Here is a 20,662-nt window from a genome sequence, read left to right on the forward strand (position 1 = left end):
AAGTGAACCCTACATACTGTGAATACACTCCTTGTCATCTTAGCTAAAGCTTCATTTTGTTGACTGTTTAGTACGAACGCCTGTGTTTAACAGTTATTCAGTTATCATTTATCAGTTACCAGTTACCAGTTACCAGTTGTACGGTGATATTCTCAGGTTTTAAGCTGCTTTCAACATTTTCTCAGATCCACCTCACCCTAGCTTAATGAAGAAACCTTAATATCGTTGACAGAGCTTTTATAGCAGTGGTGTAATGGTAAGCAGACACAGAAGACAGGATCGTCTAATCCCCAGAATTCCAGGACAAACTTATCTTTGGTTAGCAGTCCTCATTTTTGGAGCATCTAGCGCAGTCACTCGGAAGTTAACAGAAATCGGTGCCCAAAATTTCACAGGTGAGCGCAATCCAATTTCTCTATGTAATGTTTTGTTCGTGGGAAACCTGTGCGCCTTGATAGTTTTGATATCAATCTACTGGCGACAGTGGAATAAAGCAACTTTGAAACAACTATCAAAGAAAGATTGGCTCAACCTGACAATAGTAGCAATTTTATCTGGAGCACTTGCCCCTGGTTTAATTTTCCAAGCATTGGCGTTAACCCAAGTCAACAATGTTATTTTGGTTGGACGCTTGGAATTGCCACTGACTCTGATTTTATCAGTTTGGTTGTTGAAGGAACGGGTAAATCTTTGGGAAGTTATGGGGGCGATCGCTAGTCTTGTCGGTGTTACCCTAACCATTATTCTTCAACCCCCAGGACAAGCCATGATGAACGTAGGAAGTTTTCATTTAGGTGTTGGGGAACTGTTGGCAGCTCTAGGATCTGTGGCAGCAGTTGCTTCCACTATTATTGTTAGCAAAGGACGACTCTCCGAAATTCCCCTAGGAATTTACAGTATCTTTCGTACTGCCTTAGGAACCGTAATATTTTTCTTCTTTGCTTTAGCACTCTATGGCAAGGAGCATTTTATGGATGCACTCTCACCGTTCCTGTGGCAGTGGATGTTATTGTATGGTCTAGTCATTGTGGTGTTAGGTCAGTTATTGTGGCTTAAAGGTTTGAGAACTTGCATGGTGTCTGTGGCTTCCTTAGTTGGCTCATTTACTCCAGTTGTAGGCATTGTGGCTGCTTATTTAATTTTGGGTGAAGCTCCAACAAAAGCTCAATATATTGGTGGTAGCTTGATTGTAGTTGGCATCTTTCTGAGTCAAATTGGCATTCGACTTCAAACTTCTCGCACAATTGCATTTTCTAGGGTAGATTCGACTCAAGCAGTACAAGAGGTAGAAGCTGGTATGGGATTTAAGGGGATCTAAAAGCACTCGATTTTTCCATCGGATGAAGAAGAATGACAGGTAATTGAACACTCACTGTAGTACCTGTTGCTGCGTCAGACTGAGTGAATAACTCTCCACCATGAGCATTGACGATGCGTTTGGTAATGGCAAGCCCCAGCCCAGTGCCACCAGGTTTCGTGGAAAAAAATGGCTGGGTTAGCTTTGATAGGATTTCTGAGGGAATTGGCTCACCACCATTGCAGACACTGATACAAACTTTATCTTCGGACGAAGTGTTGACGAACCATGTAACGACATCTCCATCTGAGACTGCTTCGCAGGCATTGCGAACAATATTGATAAACACTTGTTTTAGCTTATCCTTATCACCCACAATTTTGATTGTTGGTGAGGCTGGAATAAATTCGATTTGCCGTGAGAGTGCTTCTGGCATCTCGCTGATTGGTACAAGCAACTCACGAATAAATTCATTCACATCCAATTCACACAATTGCAACACCTGAGGCTTAGCGTAGAGCAAAATTTCACTCAGCAGACGTTCCAGACGACTACCCTCATCAAGTGCTAACGATAATCGCTCAACAGCAGCTTCAGCCAGAATAGTTTTCTGGAAATACTTCAATCCCATCATCATTGTTGTCAAGGGATTGCGAATCTCATGCACAATCATAGCAGCAAATTCACCAATAGCTGCCAGCCGTTCCTGTTCTACAAGCTTGGCTTGCGCCGCCCGCAGTTGAGCGGTGCGTTTTTCGACCTCAGCCTCCAAAACATGATTAAATTGACACTGCTGCTGATAGAGATGGTAATGGTCGATTGCTGTAGCCGCACGTTCCGCAAATAATTCTACAATTTGGATTTCTTCTTTTGTAAACTTGCGTGGCTGTTGATGAAAAGAACAGATAGTACCAATCACTTCACCTTGAGCAGTTCGCAACGGTATCCCTAAATATGAGCAATAACCTTCTGGAGGCTCCCCGTATTCTGGGTTTTCTTTTGCATCTTCCACCGCTAATGAGCAACCAATTTCAATAACAGTGCCAGTGAGTAAACCGTGTAGTGAATATATATGTTCACCCTCGCCCATGTCAAGACTACTTGCTAGAACCGTTTCAAACCCTTGCTGGCAGAGCGTTACAACCGACCAATCGACCTGAACGAGTTCACTGACTCCACAAGCAATGTTGTGTAAATAGCTACTTAATTCCCCAGTCCGATAGTTTAAAGAAGACAAAAGTGTCATTGCTCGCCGTTCCCGTTGCCACGGCTGGTTTTGCAACAACATTTCATCTTTATCAGCTTTGCTCATTGTTTAGTGCTTCAGCAGAATCAGTTTAGAAAGAAATTCGTAAGTTGTGAGTGTTCGGAGTTTTGGCTTCAGATTGATTTGGTACGAAGATTTTACTAGTTATGTCTTCTGTTTGTATACAGAAATTCTCAAAAAATTTACACTCCAATACAAAATTTTATATAGCAATCCGGAATCTCTTCTAAAAAGATACTGAGCCTTAGAAACCTGGTATTTGGGAGATACCGGGTTTCTTGATCTCACGAATCCTGCGCGGATTGCTATACATAGCCAACCGAAAAGTTAGAATTTGCTGAGAAAGTTATAAGAGCTTTCTAGAAAGAATATAAGATTTATAGACGGAAATCCTTAGATAATCATCATTTGTAGACTCATTTTTCAAGCAACAATTTATTTAAGGTTCAAGCCAAAAGTTTGACCGCTGGATGTTGTCTTGAGGAATTTGTCATCATGAGATGGAAACATTTGTTACTACCAAGTATAGCGTTTCTGGTAATAGTTAGCAGTACAAGAGAAGTTCGTTCTGCTGAAAGCCATGTTGCTGTGAAGACTCAAGCGAATCCTGTGATTCAGTTAGCCCAATCACAAGTTTCAACAGCTACAAAATCTGGCACTTTTGTTTCTGGAGAACACAAAACTCAAGGAACAGTCAGTATTACTACCAAAAATGGCAAATCATTTCTAGAGCTTGATAAGTCGTTTAAAACTTCCAACTCAGGACCAGATTTGGTCGTGATTTTGCATCGTTCAGATAACGTGATTGGTTCTACTAAACCACCAGCCTATCCATTAAAAAAAGGAGATTACATAATCCTGGGTCGCTTACAAAAATTTAGTGGTTCTCAAACTTATTCCATTCCTAACAACATCAATTTAGCAGAGTACAAATCTGTTGCTATTTGGTGTCGCAAGTTCAATGCTACCTTTGGCGCTGCTAAATACTGATAACTGATAATTGATAATTGATAATTGATTGATCAACAGATGAACAAGAGATAGGCAATGTTAGAAAATATTCGACGAATTAAGAATCCCATTCTCAGAAGTGCTGCGGCTGCAAGTCTGGCATTTTCAATAGTTACCATTGTTTCTAGTGTGGCTATTGGATTAATCAATCCCAAAAATAAGTCTGCTTCTGGTATTGGCGTTTATTCCTCACTCTTGGGAACAACTTGCGGTGCTATCTTTGGCTTAGTCTTAACAAGTAAACCGAGTCAGGAAAGATCAGTCTCTACAGAGGTTACACCCAACAGCAAGATTTGGAAAGATTGGCGAAATTTTGTAGTTGTTCGCAAGGTGAAAGAGAGTGAGGAAATTACCTCTTTCTACTTGCAACCTGAGGATAAAAGCGAAATTCCTAACTTTCAACCGGGGCAATTCTTAACAATCAAGCTGGACATTCCCGGACAGGATAAATCTGTTATTCGCACCTACTCGCTTTCTGATTACCCTGAACCTTGTGAATATTATCGTCTATCGATCAAGCGTGAACCAGCGCCCCAAGGTTTAGATGTACCGCCTGGTGTCGCGTCTAACTTTATCCACGATCGCATTCACGAAGGTTCAATCATTCCAGCGAAACCACCAAACGGTAAGTTTGTTTTAGATGTCAAAAAATCGATTCCTGTAGTGCTGATTAGCAATGGTGTCGGCATTACTCCTATGATTAGCATGGCAAAAGCTGTAACTCGTCTTAAGCCTAACCGTCCAATTTGGTTTGTGCATGGTGCTAGAGATGGCAGATTTCATGCTTTTCGGGATGAGGTGATGGAAATTGTCCAACAAAATCCTAACTTAAATGTGCATTTTCGATACAGCCGTCCCACTCCTGAAGATGAAGGACATTACCATAGTATTGGTTATGTTGATGCTGCTTTAATTAAAGAGTTAATCAGACAAGAAGCTGAGTATTTCCTGTGTGGTTCTCCATCTTTTATGCAGTCTATTATGCAAGGACTCAAAGAATCAGGAATCCCTGACAATAGAGTCTTTTTTGAATCTTTTGGTAAACCGATGAAAGGAACGAAAGGAAGCCAACTCCCTGCTGCAACTGTCGGTGAGGAAATTGAAGAAGCTGAGATTATCTTTGCACAATCGGGTAAAACCCTGAATTGGAAGCAGGGAGATGGCAGCATTTTAGAATTTGCCGAAGCGAATGATATTAATCCTCCCTACAGTTGTCGTGCGGGTATTTGTGGGACTTGTATGTGCAAAATCAATAGTGGTGAGGTTGCTTATCAGGAAGAACCAACCGCTACAATTGATGAGGATTCAGTGTTGATTTGTATTTCTCAACCGGGGAGTTCAAGAGTGGTGCTTGATATTTAGCGATGGAAGATTAAGATAACGTAGTATCCACTACTAAAGTTGAGAAAGAGATTTTAAGTAATTTAAAAACTCTTTGATTTCGCTTGCATTCAATTCTTGACGTGTTTGTTTTTTATAAGTTTTCTGCAAATATGAACGTCCATCCCCAATACTCCAACCTAGTCGTTTCATTTCAAATAAAATTAAATCTATCTCAGACAACTCAACTATAGCTGCAACTAGCTTCCAGCAAGCGAATTTTTCTGATGGAGACCTGCGCCAAGGCTGTGCAAAACTGATTGTCATTAAGCAGTCATGACTTAGATTAACACCTTTGTTGAGTTTATCAATGACAGCTAAGTCTGTAATTTTAGCCTTCATTATTTGCCCATTGGCTATGGGGACAGAAGCTTCCCATTTCCCTGTATCTTCATACTTAGATATCTTCAATATAGATGTTTTAATCAATTGTAATGTTCGCCTGTCTTCTGATGGTAGTTCTTGCAAAAAAGAAAAAGGAACAGAATTTAGCCATTGACTATAAATCATCTCATCTTCACAGTACTTAACCAAATCATTCACCGAAGCCTTTCCTATGCACTTCCATTTCCCTGGCGATATCAAGCGATTTTCGCATTCATAGCCAGGACTAGTCTCTGCTAAAGGAATTTCTAATATGTCAAGCAACTTAGGTTCTTCACCATTTACCAAACGTACATTTCTGGGAATTCGACCGTCATCTAGATATGAGACAGGACGAATCCATTTACCTGTAGAAATTTCAATACCTGCAATACAGCGCTCATTATGTTTCTGAGAATTAGCAAGACAGATAATTTTAGCCATATATTCTGATTAAAGGTGACATATATTTATATTTCCCAATTTTTCACATAAATATTCTGCTACTAGACGACGATGGCAATGATCAGGTTTTGCTTCACTACACAATAAACAGCTATCCACTAAAAGTTCTTGTGAAACTTTATTTTCAATCTCTCTTTGACTCATTAACTGTAAAAACTCTCTTTCATAAGTTTCCCAATCACCATTCTTTTTCTTATAAGCATCCAAAATATCTTTTGTTGGAGCCAGATCCAATATATGAATGTATTTGATGCCACCTATTTTTTCCAAAAAATACTCTAAATCATTTCGTTTAGTAAAGCCAGATAACTGAGAAATATTATTCAGTCTAGTATCAATAACTCTGGTCACTCTAGCGCTAACTAGAGTGTCAAAGAATTGTTGAGCAGTCTTTTGAGTAAAACCTATTGTATACAGATTAATTGGCTTGTTCATATTGACCTTCTTTTTTCTCAACATAGGCAATTAGAGAGCCTTGTCGTCTGTAAGCTTCTTTCAGAGATTCTTCCTGTGAATATTTACTAGTTGTTTTACCCTCTACAAGTAAATTATTAAAAAGGGATAGTTGAACTGTTTCAGGAATTTCTGGCTGTTTGAAATTATGTAAATTTAAAAGCCTTTCTTCAAGAGCGTTATGAGTTTCTAAATCTCCTGTTTTCAGAATATGATTAATCTTGAAATTGTCTTTAGGTAGATATTGGCAGACTAGAATTGCTCGATGACAAGTAATAGGGTCTTTTTCGGCGCACATTAAGGCTATTTTATAATCTTCTAAGCCTTTCAATATACGCTGAATACCCTCAGCAAAAAGCTTTGTAGCTGCTATTTTTTCATAAACTGCCTTACCATCAATATAACAACTTGGGTCGCTAGGTCTAGCACCTAACTCACGTCCTAAAAATACATAGCGAATTCCTGCATTAAATAAAGCTGGCTTAAGTTCTGCTTGGTTGAAGTGAGGAAGGTAACGACTGTAAGGGTGTGAACGCACATCAGCCAAAGCTGTAACTTTATGAAGACGCAGTAGTTGAATAAATGTTTCGATGCTGTGATTGGAATGTCCAATAGTAAAGAGTTCCGTCATAAACAAAATACTCTGTCAGCTAGCTTTAATAACTTGATGTCAAACAATTATAAGTCTTATAATTAAAGAGTTATAATTTTCATCAATTATGACTATATTTTATATGTGATTCATGGAGTGAAATAATGGTGTTTTGGAGAGATAATTCAGGTTTGCCAAAGTCCTATAGAGGCTGGGATGTATCTATCGGTGATGAGCAAAACTATACGGAAGCTGAACTTGCAAACTCTATCAGAAAGCTACTGAAGTGGGTGCAAGATTATATGTCTGTAGACACTGTTACCCTCCTACTACCGATAGACCAGCAGAATTTGGGTGTATACGCAACCCTTGGACTTGAAGAGGAAATTGAACAACACATACGTATCCCAATTGGACAGGGGATTGCTGGTCACATCGCCGCGACTATGAAACCAATGATAGTCAATGACCTATCGCAAGTGGAGATTTTCAGCCCTATTTTGCGTCAGAAAAATCTGCGATCGCTTGTAGGCATCCCTTTACTTTTTAAGCAAGGTACAGTGGGGGTTCTACATGTTGGTAAATTTCAACCTCATCACTTTAACGACCAAGATGTGCAGCAACTACAACTTGTTGCCCATCGCATCAGGGCGATGATGAATGCTTTGAATTTCGAGTCGGGCTACCACAACCAAGAACACAATTTGGAAGTCTTTGGCTTCAGAATAAACACTTCTTGGGTTCATAGGTTACATCGAATCTTCACGCTTAATCTGTTTGCCTTAAGCGCAGAAATTCTCAGAACAAAAGGCTTTGCACAAATTTGGGATGCTTCAAACAAATACACTCCGAGACTTCAGGTAGTGTAAGCAAGTCGTTAAGGTCAGGCAGAGGAACCATGCTGGTGAGGCTGCACTGACGAAATCACTTAAACAAATCATACCGTAAGCGTTGGTTCGGACTCTTCTAAATCCCCCCTTTTTCTAAAAGGGGAGTGTCAAAATCATCCGGACTTGATATCAGCTAACAATACCTTCAAAAAACTCCTATCTTACGCATAAATAATTGACTTTCTTGGTTTAAGCCAACAATAACCACATACTTATCTAATTTCTGATATCGTTGAATCACCTTAGCAATTGCAGTGGCAGCTGCATGATCCCACACATGAGCATGATGCAAGTCAATTACCACTTTTTTTGGGTCTTCAGCATAGTTAAATAACTCTACAAAGTTAGCGATTGAACCAAAGAAAATTTGTCCTGATATAGTATAGATTTTCTTCGAGCCGCAAGCATCAAAAGATTTGATGACTTTGATTTGTGCTGCTTTCCAAGCAAACATCAAAGTACTGAGAATAACACCGATTACAACACCTTGAGCTAAATCATGAGTCCAGAGAGTAAGAGCTACAGTTATAGGCATGATGATTGCGTCAGTTGCTGGCATTTTATGCAAGTGTTTTAAGGAGTTAAAATCAAATGTTTCAAACGCCACCATAATCATTATACCTATGAGAGTAGCCATAGGAATTTGTTTGACAATATCTTTAAAAATAAAGATGAGAATTAATAAGAAAGCACCAGAAATAAAGGTAGATAAACGTCCCTTACCACCAGAACGAATATTAATAATTGATTGTCCTACCATGCCACAACCAGCCATACCACCGAAAAACCCAGTGATAATATTAGCAATACCTTGTCCTTTGACTTCTTGATTTTTGGAACTCTTGGTTTCGGTTAATTCATCTAGTAAATTTGCTGTGAGAAGAGATTCTAAAAGCCCAACAATCGAAAGAGTAAAAGCATACGGGAGAAGAATTAATAAAGTTTGTACAGAAAAATCAATGTGTGGCAAGTGAAAAGAAGGTAATGTGTTCGTGATATTGCCAATATCTCCTACCCGACGGATGGGAAGATTTGTTGCTATTGCCACAATTGTCATACAAACAATTGCGACTAGAGGCGACGGAATACTCTTGAGAAAACGTGGCAAAATATAGACAATAGCAAGTGAAATCGCTACCATGACGTATGCTTGCCAAGATTCCCCAAGTAGTTGGTTGATTTGAGCTAAGAAAATTAAAATGCCTAAAGCGTTAACAAAACCCGCTACAACTGACTGAGGAATAAAAGTAAAAAATCTGCCTAACTTGCAAACTCCCATAAGAAACTGAATCATTCCCGTTAGGATCGTGGCAGCAAACAGGTATTCTACTCCGTATTTTTCTACCAGTGATGTCATTAATAGTGACATAGAACCCGTCGCTGCCGAAATCATTGCAGGGCGTCCACCAAATAGGGAAGTGATGATTGCTATACAAAAAGATGTGTAAAGTGCTACCATTGGTTCAACTTTGGCGATCGCCGCAAAAGCCAAAGATTCAGGAATCAGCGCTAATGCTACAGTTATCCCAGCTAAAACCTCGCTTCTAATATGAGAAACTTCTAATCTTTTCAATGATTTTAAATTCAGCTTCTGTCGTAGTTTTATATTTTTCAATCCCTGAAACTTTTTCTCCATAAAAAGTAATGATTACCTCTAGAATAATTAGAAATAGTTTACCATTTGATATATCACTTCAAAATTTTTGCTAAAGTTTTTTGAATCATCAAATCTGAAAATTGAGAGCGGTCAAAGCGTTCTAGTATTAGGCAAGCAATCCAGGTTCCAACGATGATGGTTCCAAAAAGAGAAACCCGCAAAACTTTAATTGCAATCAATGAATTGTCCAATAAAGGAATCACAATATCATCTAGCTTTTGAGTCAGAAAAACCAAGAGGTAGTGAGTCAAAAAAATGTAATAAGACCAGATACCTAACTGACTCATTTTGGAAAAAAGGGTAGGCAACTTTTTTTTAAAAAGTGAAGCAAGGTTGACAAACCACAGAATCATACCCACAGCAATCACAAAATCAGCAAAAACCCATCCCCAGAAACCTTTATATATCAAGGCATTACCAGTCAGCCAGATGACAAATCCTAGAACACCCATTCCAGGATTTAAGAGTACTTTATGAAAAATGGAAGAGTTTCGCACCAGACCAACGGCTGCTGTCATACCAATTGCAAACTCACCAAGCCTCGATGGAAAAAAATTAAAAGCGTATTCGTGCTGAAATCGGAAGTCGTTTGGAAGTTTATCAAGCGGTACACCCAGCACTGGAAACAGCTTGGAATAATGGAAGTATCCAATCGGACGACCATCTAACCAGTAAAGTGCAGCAGTTCTGTAGAGAAATTCAAATATGATTGCCCCTAAAAGTGCAAACAGTAAAGCTCTCGCAGTTTTATGTTTAGCAATTAACTGATACAACCAGGGAAAAGTTAGATAAAAACTGAGAATAAAAGGAATATACCACAATGATGCATTAGGCTCAACTTCGACGGTGGGATTCAATAAGGTCAACTCAAGGATAAGTGCATTCTTAAATAACACATCCAGAGGAGATAAAAATGTATTTAGCAGATTGCGACCTTCAAACAGATAAACACAAACTAGGGTCAGGTATCCCCAGAAACAAACCATCCAATATGGGGGCAGAACTTTTCTGAACCGCTTCAAGTACCATTTCTTCCATGAGATGTCTGAATCTTTTTGGAGACAGGAATAAGTGAGTCCAAATCCACTCAAAATAATAAAGACATGAACTCCCTGCCAACCAAACCATTCTGGTCGCCAGTGAATAAGAACTATCCAAATAATTGCCAAACCTTTACAAAAATCTAGCAAGCCAAGAATAGGTGCTGCTTTGGAAGTATTTTGCCGCACCTTAGAATTGACCACAATACAATCTCCTAATAATATTCAGTGGCATCGTGTGTACTGACTAATGAAAGTAAATAATCTGACAGCAAAAATCAGAGCAAACTTGCAACCAATCAATTCTGAGTTTCAAAGTTTGCTTTAAAAAGTTAGTTATGCCTTGGTTTTAGATCAATTCATGACTTCTTTGACTTTGTGCTTTTTTAAAGAGTTAGATAGAAATGGTCGCTCAAAAAGCAAGTAAAACGGATATGTAATGAGTAACGACATTCCCATACCGAGTAGATAAGATGCTATCAGAAACATCTCCGGAGACATTTGCAGATGAAAGAGGAAATAACGCACCAGCACTAACACAGGTCCATGAATGAGATACAAACTGTAAGAAACTGTCGAGAGTGCGATCGCCCAAGGATGTTGTAATATCCAGAGAATTGAAGGCAGCTTTTTGCCGTGAACCACATATTTAGTACAGTAAATAAATAGACAAGCAGCAGCAAGACCACAAAAACTCTGACCAATCCATATATGTAATCCTAGTCTTTTCCACTCAGTCACAAAAGCAATACCAGTGAATACAATTGCCAATACACCCCAAGGCAGGGAATTTCTGATTGCTATTAACTTTGGATTTTGAGAAAAACCAATATCTGCTGCAGCCATTCCCAAAGCAAATATACCAAGAAACCAGGGACTAGCTGATTCAAATAATCCATTCAGCAAATATATAGGTATTATGCCAATTAAAAAAGCGATGAGCACAACCGACAATAAGCCGAAACGCCGCCATATAGGTAGCAACAATAGCGCAAACAAAAAGTATATTTGCCATTCTGTTGCTACACTCCACATAGGTGGATTAATAGTCATAGATGTATCGGCGTTAAGATTATGAATTAATAGCAGGTGAGAGAAAACATCAACAAAAGAAAAGTAAGGAGAAAATGACCCTTTGCCTACCTCTTCATTCCATTGAAAACTGGTGAATTTATTTAGTAACAATATTGCTGCAGCTAGTAGTAGACATATACACAAAGCAGCATAGTAAGGTGGTAAAATTCGACGCGATCGCCTCTTAATATAATCAATCAAACTTCCTGATAAATGACCACTTTTAGAACGAGCTACTGGTAACATCAAAACGTAGCCAGAAAGAGCAATAAAAATGACAACACTAAATGCTCCATATCTTAGGAATGTTTCTAAAAACAGCCACGATTTAGGTAATTGCTCTCCCATTTTTGGCTCAACATGAACAAGTACAACATACAAAGCTGCAAGTCCACGTAAGCCATCTAAGTAATTAAGATGTAGTCTTTTGTCAGGAGATTTCTCTTGCAGTTGAGTCATTTACTTAGTCTCCTACTATGTTTAAATTTGCTAAAAAAGAGCCTGTATCATCACGCTTTTTGATGACTCGTGCAAGCACACCTACAGCAATTGAGAATGAGGGAATATCTTGAGTGACTACAGCTACAGCATCAATGACACTAGCTTTGAATTTTCAGATGATAAACTCAGGCATTATGCAAAAATAAGTCATACAAATTTAAGATGAAATAGACTGTGAGCCTCACTTCACTATCATCAAAAGTATTCAAGTTATTTTTGCGAAACTCCTAATCAAAAGTTTCAGATAGTTACCACATGCTTTTTCAGATTTTTGAAAAACCAGAGAATAGCTCTAAAACACGAACATGAGGAGCTATCAAATGCAGGTGTGATTAAATTGCTGTAGTTGTGTTTATTCGCAACACCATGCTATTTACTGACAACCAACTTTTCAGTTTGGTCAGTTTAGTATTCACATTTGTTAAAAATCTATCGGAAATTAGAGAAACAGCTTTTTTTCGGAACTCATTAACAACCGAGATCACTACATCACCACATCCAAGAACGAACAATCAAACTATCAGTATGTATAAGTGAATAGTTTGAAATGCTATTTTCTTCGGTTATTAAGTTACAAAATACAAAAGCAGTTACTTCAACAAAGTTACATCTGTTCTAGTTATACCAACGAAGATTGAGATATTCCCACTTCAATCTAGATGTCATTGTTGAGTTTCTCACAGAATTTCCAAGAAATACAAGCACATCAGGTCAGGGTGGAGTGTCACCGACTTCAGACATCACATTGAAGTCAACCATCGGAGCAAACAAGTAAACACTTCCCCGACTACTATAACGGCTTTCTTCTCGCCAGTTTTTAGAGTCTACTGCTGTAATCATGATGTGCCAAGGTAATTTACATATAAGCTAGAAAGCCTTTGTTTTGAAATTTCTAAATTTACCAATCTCATACTAATAATTAAATAGTCAGGATTTTTTAAGAAAGCGTAAATTATTTAGCCAAAGTATGAAGTTTAAATGAAAATATATTTTTCAATAAAAAACTCAGCGCTACGCTGTCACACTTTTTACCAAAAAAACTAAATAACAACTCAATACGGTTCGGTTAACGTAATTGTTGCTCAGATAAACCCGGTTTGTTCAAAAAACCACGTTTCTGTCAAGCGTGCTGTTCACCAAACGTATTGGGATACTTTCCTCTAAAATTCAACTTGCATCAAAAAAATCTTTTTGCGCTATTATGATAACGATTATTATTACAATCAGATACCATGACTAATACCGCTGCACCAACTTCAGACATAATTCTTGATATTGATATCCCTAAGCGGGGAATTCCTGTTACTATCATTACAGGATTTCTGGGTAGTGGAAAAACCACGCTACTCAATCAAATTCTCAAGAACAAACAAGACTTAAAAGTCGCAGTTTTTGTGAATGAATTTGGTGATATAAATATTGACAGCCAATTGCTAGTTTCTATGGATGAAGACATGGTAGAACTGAGCAATGGCTGTATCTGCTGTACTATCAATGATGGATTAGTTGATGCAGTTTACCGAGTATTAGAAAGGGAAGAGCCCATCGATTACATGGTGATTGAAACCACCGGTGTTGCTGACCCATTACCGATTGTTTTAACATTTTTGGGAACAGAACTGAGGGATTTAACAAACCTCGATTCTATTTTGACTGTTGTTGATGCAGAAACATTTAATCGAGAGCATTTCCAAAGTGAAGCAGCGTTAAAACAAATCACTTATGGAGATATTATTCTCCTGAATAAAACTGACCTCGTAACCTCAAAAAAACTTGAAGAACTAGAAAGTTATATCCATGAAGTTAAAGCATGTGCCAAAATTTTGCACACCACATACGGACAGGTGGCTTTACCATTAATTTTAGATGTGAAATTAACTCCCAAAGAGTTATATTTTTCCGAGCATGAAGAGCACGAACGAGAAGAACATCACCATCATCATGAGCATAACCACGAGCATCATGAACATCATCACCATCATCATGAGCATGACCACGAGCATCACCATCATCATCACGGACACCATTCTCATCACTTAGAAAATGATGGATTTATGTCGATTTCTTTCCAAAGCGATCGACCTTTTGATGTTCATAAGTTTGAGAGTTTTCTCACTGAAAAAATGCCAGAAAATGTTTTTCGTGCTAAAGGTATTCTTTGGTTTAGTGATAGCGAGTTGCGGCATATTTTTCAACTGAGTGGTCCGCGTTATCAATTAGATGCAGATACATGGAAAACTTCGCCTCGAAATCAAGTCGTTTTCATTGGAAGACATTTAGAAAAAAATACGATTTGTACCCTACTTTCTGAATGTTTGGTATAGCTAAATACACACAGAGTCAAGAACACATTGCCTCTTAAATCAGCAATCAGTGATTCAGTTATCAGTCCTGACGGCGTATGGTGGGGGACTCCAACCCAAGGATAAATACATCACTGTTCACCCTCCACGCCCACGCGGGTCACCTGGGCGTGGGAGACCCGCCGAATGCGCGCCCTTACTCACTGATAACTGTTCACTGATAACTGTTGAAAGTAGCAATGAGAATTTTACGCTTGTAGCGGTGGCTTCCACTCATCATGAATAACTCAATATAAACAGATGCTTCCCACTCAACCATCCTTACCTACTAAAATTGACCTAGCAATTATTGGTGCTGGTCCTCATGCCTTAACATTAGTCACTCACTTGTTGCAGAAACGGCAAACAATGCTGGGTAAAATTCTGGTATTTGACAAAAATGCCAAGTGGATAAGTCGCTGGCAGAACCAATTTGCCGCTTTAGAAATTCCCCACTTACGTTCACCTGCTGTTCATCATCCCGATCCCAATCCTTTTGCATTGCGGAAATTTGCTGAATCTCGTTCTAGTGAGTTATTTTCTCCTTATGACTTGCCGGGAACTCGGCTATTTGAAGATTTTTGTCAGGATATAATTCGCCGCTTTCAAGTGCAACAGCAAGTCATTCCCCTTGATGTGACACGTATCGAACCGTTAGCTTATCCTATTCGTCCTCGCCTGCGCTTATGGTTGCAAGATGGACAATCAATAATTGCGCGGCGGGTTGTACTAGCAACAGGTAGCGCTAAGCTGCAAATACCTGACTGGGTAAACCAGATAGAGTCAGGATATCTTCAGGATAGGCTTTGTCATTCACAATCTGTGGATTTACGGAAGTTGCACTTAATGGGTGAAAGGATATTAATTGTAGGCGGCGGATTGACAAATGGACATTTAGCAGTAGGTGCTATTTCTCGTGGTGCAAAAGTTCACTTGATGTTACGCAGACAATTGCAAGAAAAATTATTTGACGCCGAACCAGGTTGGTTAGGACCAAAGTATCTCAAGGAATTTTTTGCAGAACAAGATTACCAAAAGCGCTTTGATATGATTGTGCAAGCGCGTAACGGCGGTTCCATGACACCAGCAATGGGAATGCAACTACGACGAGAAGTGCGTAATGGTCATCTCAAGATTGATGAAAACTGTCAAGTGTTGAAAGCTGAGTGGTTGGGTAAGAGTTGGCGAGTGAAATCTAGTGATGGTAGTCAGCATGAGTACAGTAGGATTTGGCTTTCCACTGGCACTAAATTTGATGTGACATCCCAGGCGTTATTACAAGAAGTTTTGGAAGCTTACCCAATCAACATCGTTAATGCTTTGCCAGTTTTGGATGAATATTTGCGCGTTCCAGGTTGTGAATTATTCCTGATGGGTGGGTTAGCAGCTTTACAAGTAGGACCAACGGCGCGAAATCTGTCTGGGGCGAGAATGGCGAGTGAGAAGATTGTCCCAGCAATTGTTAAGCCGAGTATTACACTTTCACACCTCAGAAGTGCTTGAGATGATCTGCTTAATAACGATTATCATTATTTTATGACGAAACCCAAAATTACCGTTGTCGCAGGTTCAGCAGGCGCTGGAAAAACCACTTGGATGACTCAACAAATAGCTTGTAGTGCTGCTACTGGCGGTGTCACTACGAGTCATGTCGTGTATTTCAGTCCTGGGACTGGAAATGTTCCCATTGACCAAACTCGCCTAGCTACAGAATTTCCTGCAATTATTGTCTTTCGTGACGGACAAGAAGTTGAGTTCCTCAGACAAATAGAATCAGCAGATGCTGTTTATATTGAACTGGGATTTTATTTAGAACTGAATGCCATCACGCAAATATTGGACAATCTATCATACCGTGCAGTTGCCATCCTACCACCCCATCTCCAAGACTCTGAGTATCATGCTTGGGCAGAAGAGATTGTAACAGGCGCAGCTATTGATATTAGTATTAATACTACCCAACTATGGCGTGTTCCAACGACAAGTCAAGTGATTGACGAAGATAGTTTGCACGAGTTTTGGTATGAAATCACTCACGGCGCTTACGGTCAAATCACTCGTGCTAAGGGGATTTTTGATGTTGCAGATGGGCGATCGCTTTACGCTGATTTCGCTGCAGGTGTTCCATCAACCGATTTTTTAGAATTAGATCTACCCCGTCATCTCGAAGGTAGACCCCAACACTTTAGTGGGATAGAAGTGTGCGGACAAAACTTGGACGAAGCAGCAATGCAGCAAACCTTAGAAGATTGTTGTTTGTCAGACGCTGCAATTTGGCAATACCAACAACAAGTCAAACAAATCCTACTTGAGGAGATACAAGCGTGAAAATAGCAGTCATCTCATGTATTCATAGCAACTACGAAGCCTTGAATGCTGTCTTGCTGGATATCGACAAGCACTCATGCGAAAAAATCTATTGTCTCGGTGATTTGGTAGGATATGGTCCTTATCCCAATGAGGTAGTGGCGCAAATTCGTTCTTTAAATATTATTACCGTCGCTGGTTGTTGGGATGAAGATATTGTCGAGGGATTGAATTCTTGCGAGTGTAGTTTTCCTTCCCTTTTAGCCGAGAAACGGGGAAAATTAGCTCACGACTGGACAAACAAGGAAATACATCCAGAAAATCGCGAATTTCTCGCCCAATTACCCCATACTTTCCGTGAAGGAAACATGACTTTTGTTCACGGTAGTCCCCACAGCAACCACGAGTATTTATTACCAGAACTCGACGCCTTTGTCGCACTAGAACGCGTACTTTCCACAGAAAGCGATGTATTATTTTGCGGTCATACTCATGTGCCTTATGTTCGTACCTTAGATGCAGGTCATTTACAAGTGCGTATCAAAGGTGAGAACGGGAAAGAACAGGAAAGGTCTTTTACAGCACCCCTAAAAAAGATTGTCAATGTTGGTTCGGTTGGAGAACCTCGACATGGGCGACCTAATGCAACTTATGTAATTTACGACACTAACACCCAAGAAGTCACGCTACGGGAAGTACCTTACGATTATCACAAAACCGTAAAAGCGATTATCGAAAAGGGTTTACCTGCTATTTTTGCTTGGCGTTTAGCACAGGGAATCGAGTTTGCAGAACGTGCAGATGACCCGACTCATGTGTGTACGAGGTGATGGGGAGATGGGGAGGATGAAAATTTTGAATTTTGAATTTTGAATTCTAACCACTAACTAACAAGCAACAACTAACAACTCATAACTAATGACCAATGACTAAATGGGCAATTTTAAGTGGAATTGAAGGTAATCTTAAAGCTTATGAAGCGGTGATGGCAGATATTAAACGTCAGAGTCGTTTTGTGGAGGCATTATATATTCTCGGTGATGTGGTCGGACCAACCAAAGAATCTGAAGAACTAGTGGAAAGAGTCCGTAATCCCCGACTTGGTGAATTAGAACCGCTTGTCTGTAAGGGATGGTGGGAAGAACAGTGTTTGATTTTGCATGGTCTTGGTGCAACGGGAGAACCGACGGAGTTGATAGCGAAATATGGAGGAGAAACAGTGAAGTTACTGTGGGATAGTGTTTCCCGTCAGACAGTACAGTGGTTGCGAAACCTTGATTTTGGGTTTTTTGAGTTAGATTGTTTGTTAATTCATGGTACAACTGTATCTGTTAGCGAAGAACTTACACTTCTAACTTCCCCTATCCAAATGTTGGATAGATTATCGCGGATGCAAGCAAATAACCTATTTTGTGGTCGTTCTGGCTTGACTTTTCAATATCAATTACAAACAGGTTCTATTACTACACAAGTTACAACCCTGGATTATCAACCATCTCCCCAAACTATTAACGTTTCGCCGCGTCAAGTCATCGGGGTGGGGAACGTGGGACGCACTCTTGGGGAAGCAACTTATACCCTCTACAACCCAAACACAAACCAAGTGGAATTCCGGACTGTTCGCTACGGGGATAAAAAAGGTTTTGGAGTCAAAAACAAGAAGTCTGAATCGTTCGTCAAAATTCAGAATGTCATTAGTGAGGGCTAGAAACTGGGTTTTTTAAAAACCCGGTTTCTAATAACCTGTCAAAACTTGTGCGATCGAGTACTAGCTGGAAACAAAAAATCTTGCTTGAAAACGATGATCATTATGTCTAGTTCACCATCAAATCTCATGTCATCAGAAAATCTTTCTTCCAATAACACTGCACCTACTGCTACTACTCTTATTCATCGCCCTCGTCGTCTGCGTCGCACTGCTACCTTACGTCGCATGGTGCAGGAAACAACGCTGACTGTCGATGACCTGATTTATCCCATGTTTGTCATGGAAGGTGAAGAACAGAAAATGGAAATTACCTCCATGCCTGGGTGCTATCGATATACTTTAGATTTACTGCTTCAAGAAATAGCAGAAGTGTCGCGACTGGGGGTAGGAGCTGTTGCACTCTTCCCAGTTATACCAGAAATAAAGAAAGACGACACGGGTAGTGAAAGCTATAACTCAGAAGGATTAGTACAGCAAGCTGTCAAGGCAATTAAACAAGCTGTGCCAAACATCTTAGTCATTACCGATGTTGCCCTTGACCCTTTTACGACTCACGGTCACGACGGTATTGTGGATGAAAATGGCGTCATTCTTAATGATGCCACAGTTGAAGTTCTAGTGAAAATGGCGGTCAGCCAAGCTGCAGCAGGAGCAGATATGGTTGCACCTTCTGATATGATGGATGGCAGGGTAGGAGCTATTCGTAAAGCACTGGATGCAGAAGGATACATTGATGTGCGAATTTTGGCATACTCTGCAAAATACGCCTCTGCATACTATGGTCCATTTCGGGATGCTTTGGATTCTGCACCGAAGTTTGGCGATAAGAAGACTTACCAAATGGATGCGGCGAATGCAACAGAAGCTATTAAGGAAGTGGCGCTGGATATTGCAGAAGGTGCAGACATTGTGATGGTCAAGCCTGCTCTAGCATATTTAGATATTATTTGTCAAGTCAAAAAGAAGACACTATTGCCTGTAGCAGCTTATAACGTCAGTGGAGAGTATGCCATGATTAAAGCTGCTGCTCAAATGGGCTGGATTGATGAGAAAAAGGTGATGTTAGAGACTTTGATTAGTATGAAACGAGCGGGTGCTGATTTGATTTTGACTTACTTTGCTAAAGAAGTTGCGTTGATTTTGGCTAACAGTTAAGGAAAAATGTCATCCAAAAGTAGCCCAAAATGCTTTTGTCAAATCGGGTTTACACTACCAATTGTGTTTTTTCTTACCTAGCTGCTGCTAATTTAGTCAAAACGAAGGCAAATTGACACTCTCTGGGCTAAAGCCGCAAAGATTGTTAAGACCTTTGGGTCTTAATATCCTGATTGCTCAGGTTGCTAGGCTCAACACGTTTGCCTCTTAGGGCGTATTGATATCTCCTCTGTGGTTATTTCAGCCGTAACTTTCTTCCAGCCCGGAAGTAGGTTTTTATGTCTTGTCTGACTCTTTTAATGTACCACTAGCCTCATTATCCACGTTGATGATTCACCAAATTTTTAATGACTGAGGCGTAAACGCCTTAAACCATTTTCATCCCTGTCCTAAAGAACAGGGTTTTCAACGGGCATTCTTATAAGGGTTTGGATGACGTAAAGAAATTCAAAATCCTGGCGGAATTGGACTGTTGGGAGATGAGGAACCTTGCTGGAGCATCTGACGCGACAATTTTGTACAATCTGTACACAGGCAACCAAACTTTGCTTGAGCATACATTTTAACTACGGCTTCAGAAATGTTAGATGTTTGAGGGAATTCTTCGTTTGAACTGGTGCTGGTGACAGCCTCAGTTGAACGGGGTGCTATTTCAGTTTGAATTTTCTTTGGAATTGCCTGAACTGGATGAGGAACGAGAAGTGCCGCAGCAAGAGAGCCAGAGCAACCGAGTAGCGTTAAAATTTTAGTATTCATAGTATATATGTCTTAATTCAATGTACGTAGTATAACCCACCTAAAGAAAAGCGGGAGCGTGGGAGCTTCGTCTCTTTAGAGCGAAGAGGAAACGCGACACGGGCTGATTTATCAGCCTGACAAATATCTTAGAAAGCATACGAGTAACCATCTAAAGGTACACCGCTCCGAAAAACCTATACAGAACTACTCATAGCTAGTCGTATCTGTACAAAGTCGGAGCGTGCAGACTAAGACCAAGTTGCGTTCTAATGTGTCATTCTGACCGGAGGGAAGAATCTCGCGAGATACTTCGCTTCACTACGTTACGCTCAGTATGACAAGTTGGCTGTTTGACTGCAACTTGGTATAAGACCTTCAAGGTCTACGATTTTTGAGTCATGACACCTACAAGCGAAGCTCTG

The 20,662-nt window shown here is 39.9% G+C and carries 19 protein-coding genes; 10 read left to right on the plus strand and 9 right to left on the minus strand.

Going from position 1 to position 20,662, the window contains the following annotated elements:
- The first annotated feature begins 253 nt into the window (after window positions 1-253).
- Window positions 254-1,318, plus strand: a complete 1,065-nt coding sequence (locus DP117_RS14910; RefSeq protein ID WP_169219081.1) for a DMT family transporter — start codon at window positions 254-256, stop codon at window positions 1,316-1,318.
- On the opposite strand, the gene DP117_RS14915 is transcribed toward DP117_RS14910, so the two are convergent.
- A complete protein-coding gene (locus DP117_RS14915) occupies window positions 1,305-2,609 on the minus strand; it encodes a GAF domain-containing sensor histidine kinase (protein ID WP_169219082.1) in 1,305 nt (434 codons plus the stop codon). The two genes, DP117_RS14910 and DP117_RS14915, sit on opposite strands and share 14 nt — an antisense overlap.
- Before the next feature lie 450 nt (window positions 2,610-3,059).
- Here DP117_RS14915 and DP117_RS14920 point away from each other — a divergent pair, with 450 nt between their 5' ends.
- Window positions 3,060-3,554, plus strand: coding sequence for a DM13 domain-containing protein (locus DP117_RS14920; RefSeq protein ID WP_169219083.1), 495 nt, complete (start codon window positions 3,060-3,062; stop codon window positions 3,552-3,554).
- Window positions 3,555-3,611: 57 nt separating this feature from the next.
- Window positions 3,612-4,937, plus strand: a complete 1,326-nt coding sequence (locus DP117_RS14925) for a 2Fe-2S iron-sulfur cluster-binding protein (protein ID WP_169219084.1) — start codon at window positions 3,612-3,614, stop codon at window positions 4,935-4,937.
- 33 nt (window positions 4,938-4,970) lie between these two features.
- Here DP117_RS14925 and DP117_RS14930 read toward each other — a convergent pair whose 3' ends face one another.
- From DP117_RS14930 to DP117_RS14940, 3 genes are read right to left on the minus strand one after another with little or no spacing between them, the layout of a single operon-like run.
- Window positions 4,971-5,762, minus strand: a complete 792-nt coding sequence (locus tag DP117_RS14930; protein ID WP_169219085.1) for a hypothetical protein — start codon at window positions 5,760-5,762, stop codon at window positions 4,971-4,973.
- 9 nt (window positions 5,763-5,771) lie between these two features.
- Window positions 5,772-6,218, minus strand: coding sequence for a DUF488 domain-containing protein (locus tag DP117_RS14935; protein WP_169219086.1), 447 nt, complete (start codon window positions 6,216-6,218; stop codon window positions 5,772-5,774).
- Window positions 6,202-6,867 carry a DUF488 domain-containing protein gene (locus DP117_RS14940; RefSeq protein WP_169219087.1) on the minus strand — a complete coding sequence of 222 codons (666 nt, stop codon included), beginning with the start codon at window positions 6,865-6,867 and terminating at the stop codon, window positions 6,202-6,204. Before DP117_RS14940 ends, DP117_RS14935 begins: the two co-directional genes overlap by 17 nt.
- Window positions 6,868-6,992: 125 nt before the next feature.
- Here DP117_RS14940 and DP117_RS14945 point away from each other — a divergent pair, with 125 nt between their 5' ends.
- On the plus strand, window positions 6,993-7,697 hold the full coding sequence (locus tag DP117_RS14945) for a GAF domain-containing protein (RefSeq protein ID WP_211176116.1): 705 nt from the start codon (window positions 6,993-6,995) through the stop codon (window positions 7,695-7,697).
- A gap of 166 nt (window positions 7,698-7,863) precedes the next feature.
- Here DP117_RS14945 and DP117_RS14950 read toward each other — a convergent pair whose 3' ends face one another.
- From DP117_RS14950 to DP117_RS36965, 4 genes are all read right to left on the minus strand, one after another.
- The gene (locus DP117_RS14950) at window positions 7,864-9,354 is read right to left on the minus strand and encodes a SulP family inorganic anion transporter (RefSeq protein WP_169219088.1); all 1,491 of its coding nucleotides are present in this window, start codon (window positions 9,352-9,354) and stop codon (window positions 7,864-7,866) included.
- Window positions 9,355-9,407: 53 nt separating this feature from the next.
- Window positions 9,408-10,619 (minus strand): acyltransferase family protein, encoded by a 1,212-nt coding sequence (locus DP117_RS14955; RefSeq protein ID WP_169219089.1) that lies wholly within the window; start codon window positions 10,617-10,619, stop codon window positions 9,408-9,410.
- 150 nt (window positions 10,620-10,769) lie between these two features.
- Window positions 10,770-11,948: an acyltransferase gene (locus DP117_RS14960; protein WP_169219090.1), complete on the minus strand. Its 1,179-nt coding sequence runs from the start codon at window positions 11,946-11,948 to the stop codon at window positions 10,770-10,772.
- A 753-nt stretch (window positions 11,949-12,701) separates the two neighbouring features.
- The gene (locus tag DP117_RS36965; protein ID WP_282440280.1) at window positions 12,702-12,830 is read right to left on the minus strand and encodes a hypothetical protein; all 129 of its coding nucleotides are present in this window, start codon (window positions 12,828-12,830) and stop codon (window positions 12,702-12,704) included.
- A 392-nt stretch (window positions 12,831-13,222) separates the two neighbouring features.
- Here DP117_RS36965 and DP117_RS14965 point away from each other — a divergent pair, with 392 nt between their 5' ends.
- The 6 genes from DP117_RS14965 (at window position 13,223) to hemB (ending at window position 19,502) form a co-directional block, all read left to right on the plus strand.
- Window positions 13,223-14,314, plus strand: a complete 1,092-nt coding sequence (locus DP117_RS14965) for a GTP-binding protein (protein ID WP_169219091.1) — start codon at window positions 13,223-13,225, stop codon at window positions 14,312-14,314.
- 279 nt (window positions 14,315-14,593) lie between these two features.
- The gene (locus tag DP117_RS14970) at window positions 14,594-15,835 is read left to right on the plus strand and encodes an FAD/NAD(P)-binding protein (RefSeq protein WP_169219092.1); all 1,242 of its coding nucleotides are present in this window, start codon (window positions 14,594-14,596) and stop codon (window positions 15,833-15,835) included.
- 33 nt (window positions 15,836-15,868) lie between these two features.
- Window positions 15,869-16,660 (plus strand): GTP-binding protein, encoded by a 792-nt coding sequence (locus DP117_RS14975; protein ID WP_169219093.1) that lies wholly within the window; start codon window positions 15,869-15,871, stop codon window positions 16,658-16,660.
- Window positions 16,657-17,469, plus strand: a complete 813-nt coding sequence (locus DP117_RS14980) for a metallophosphoesterase family protein (protein WP_169219094.1) — start codon at window positions 16,657-16,659, stop codon at window positions 17,467-17,469. The genes DP117_RS14975 and DP117_RS14980 overlap by 4 nt, the downstream gene beginning before the upstream one ends.
- A gap of 95 nt (window positions 17,470-17,564) precedes the next feature.
- On the plus strand, window positions 17,565-18,347 hold the full coding sequence (locus DP117_RS14985; protein ID WP_169219095.1) for a metallophosphatase: 783 nt from the start codon (window positions 17,565-17,567) through the stop codon (window positions 18,345-18,347).
- Between the two features lie 126 nt (window positions 18,348-18,473).
- Window positions 18,474-19,502, plus strand: coding sequence for a porphobilinogen synthase (gene hemB / locus DP117_RS14990; RefSeq protein WP_169219106.1), 1,029 nt, complete (start codon window positions 18,474-18,476; stop codon window positions 19,500-19,502).
- A 447-nt stretch (window positions 19,503-19,949) separates the two neighbouring features.
- On the opposite strand, the gene DP117_RS14995 is transcribed toward hemB, so the two are convergent.
- Window positions 19,950-20,258, minus strand: coding sequence for a hypothetical protein (locus DP117_RS14995; RefSeq protein WP_169219096.1), 309 nt, complete (start codon window positions 20,256-20,258; stop codon window positions 19,950-19,952).
- Between the last annotated feature and the right edge of the window lie 404 nt (window positions 20,259-20,662).

It is taken from the genome of Brasilonema sp. UFV-L1 (genome assembly GCF_012912105.1).
GTDB lineage: Bacteria > Cyanobacteriota > Cyanobacteriia > Cyanobacteriales > Nostocaceae > Brasilonema.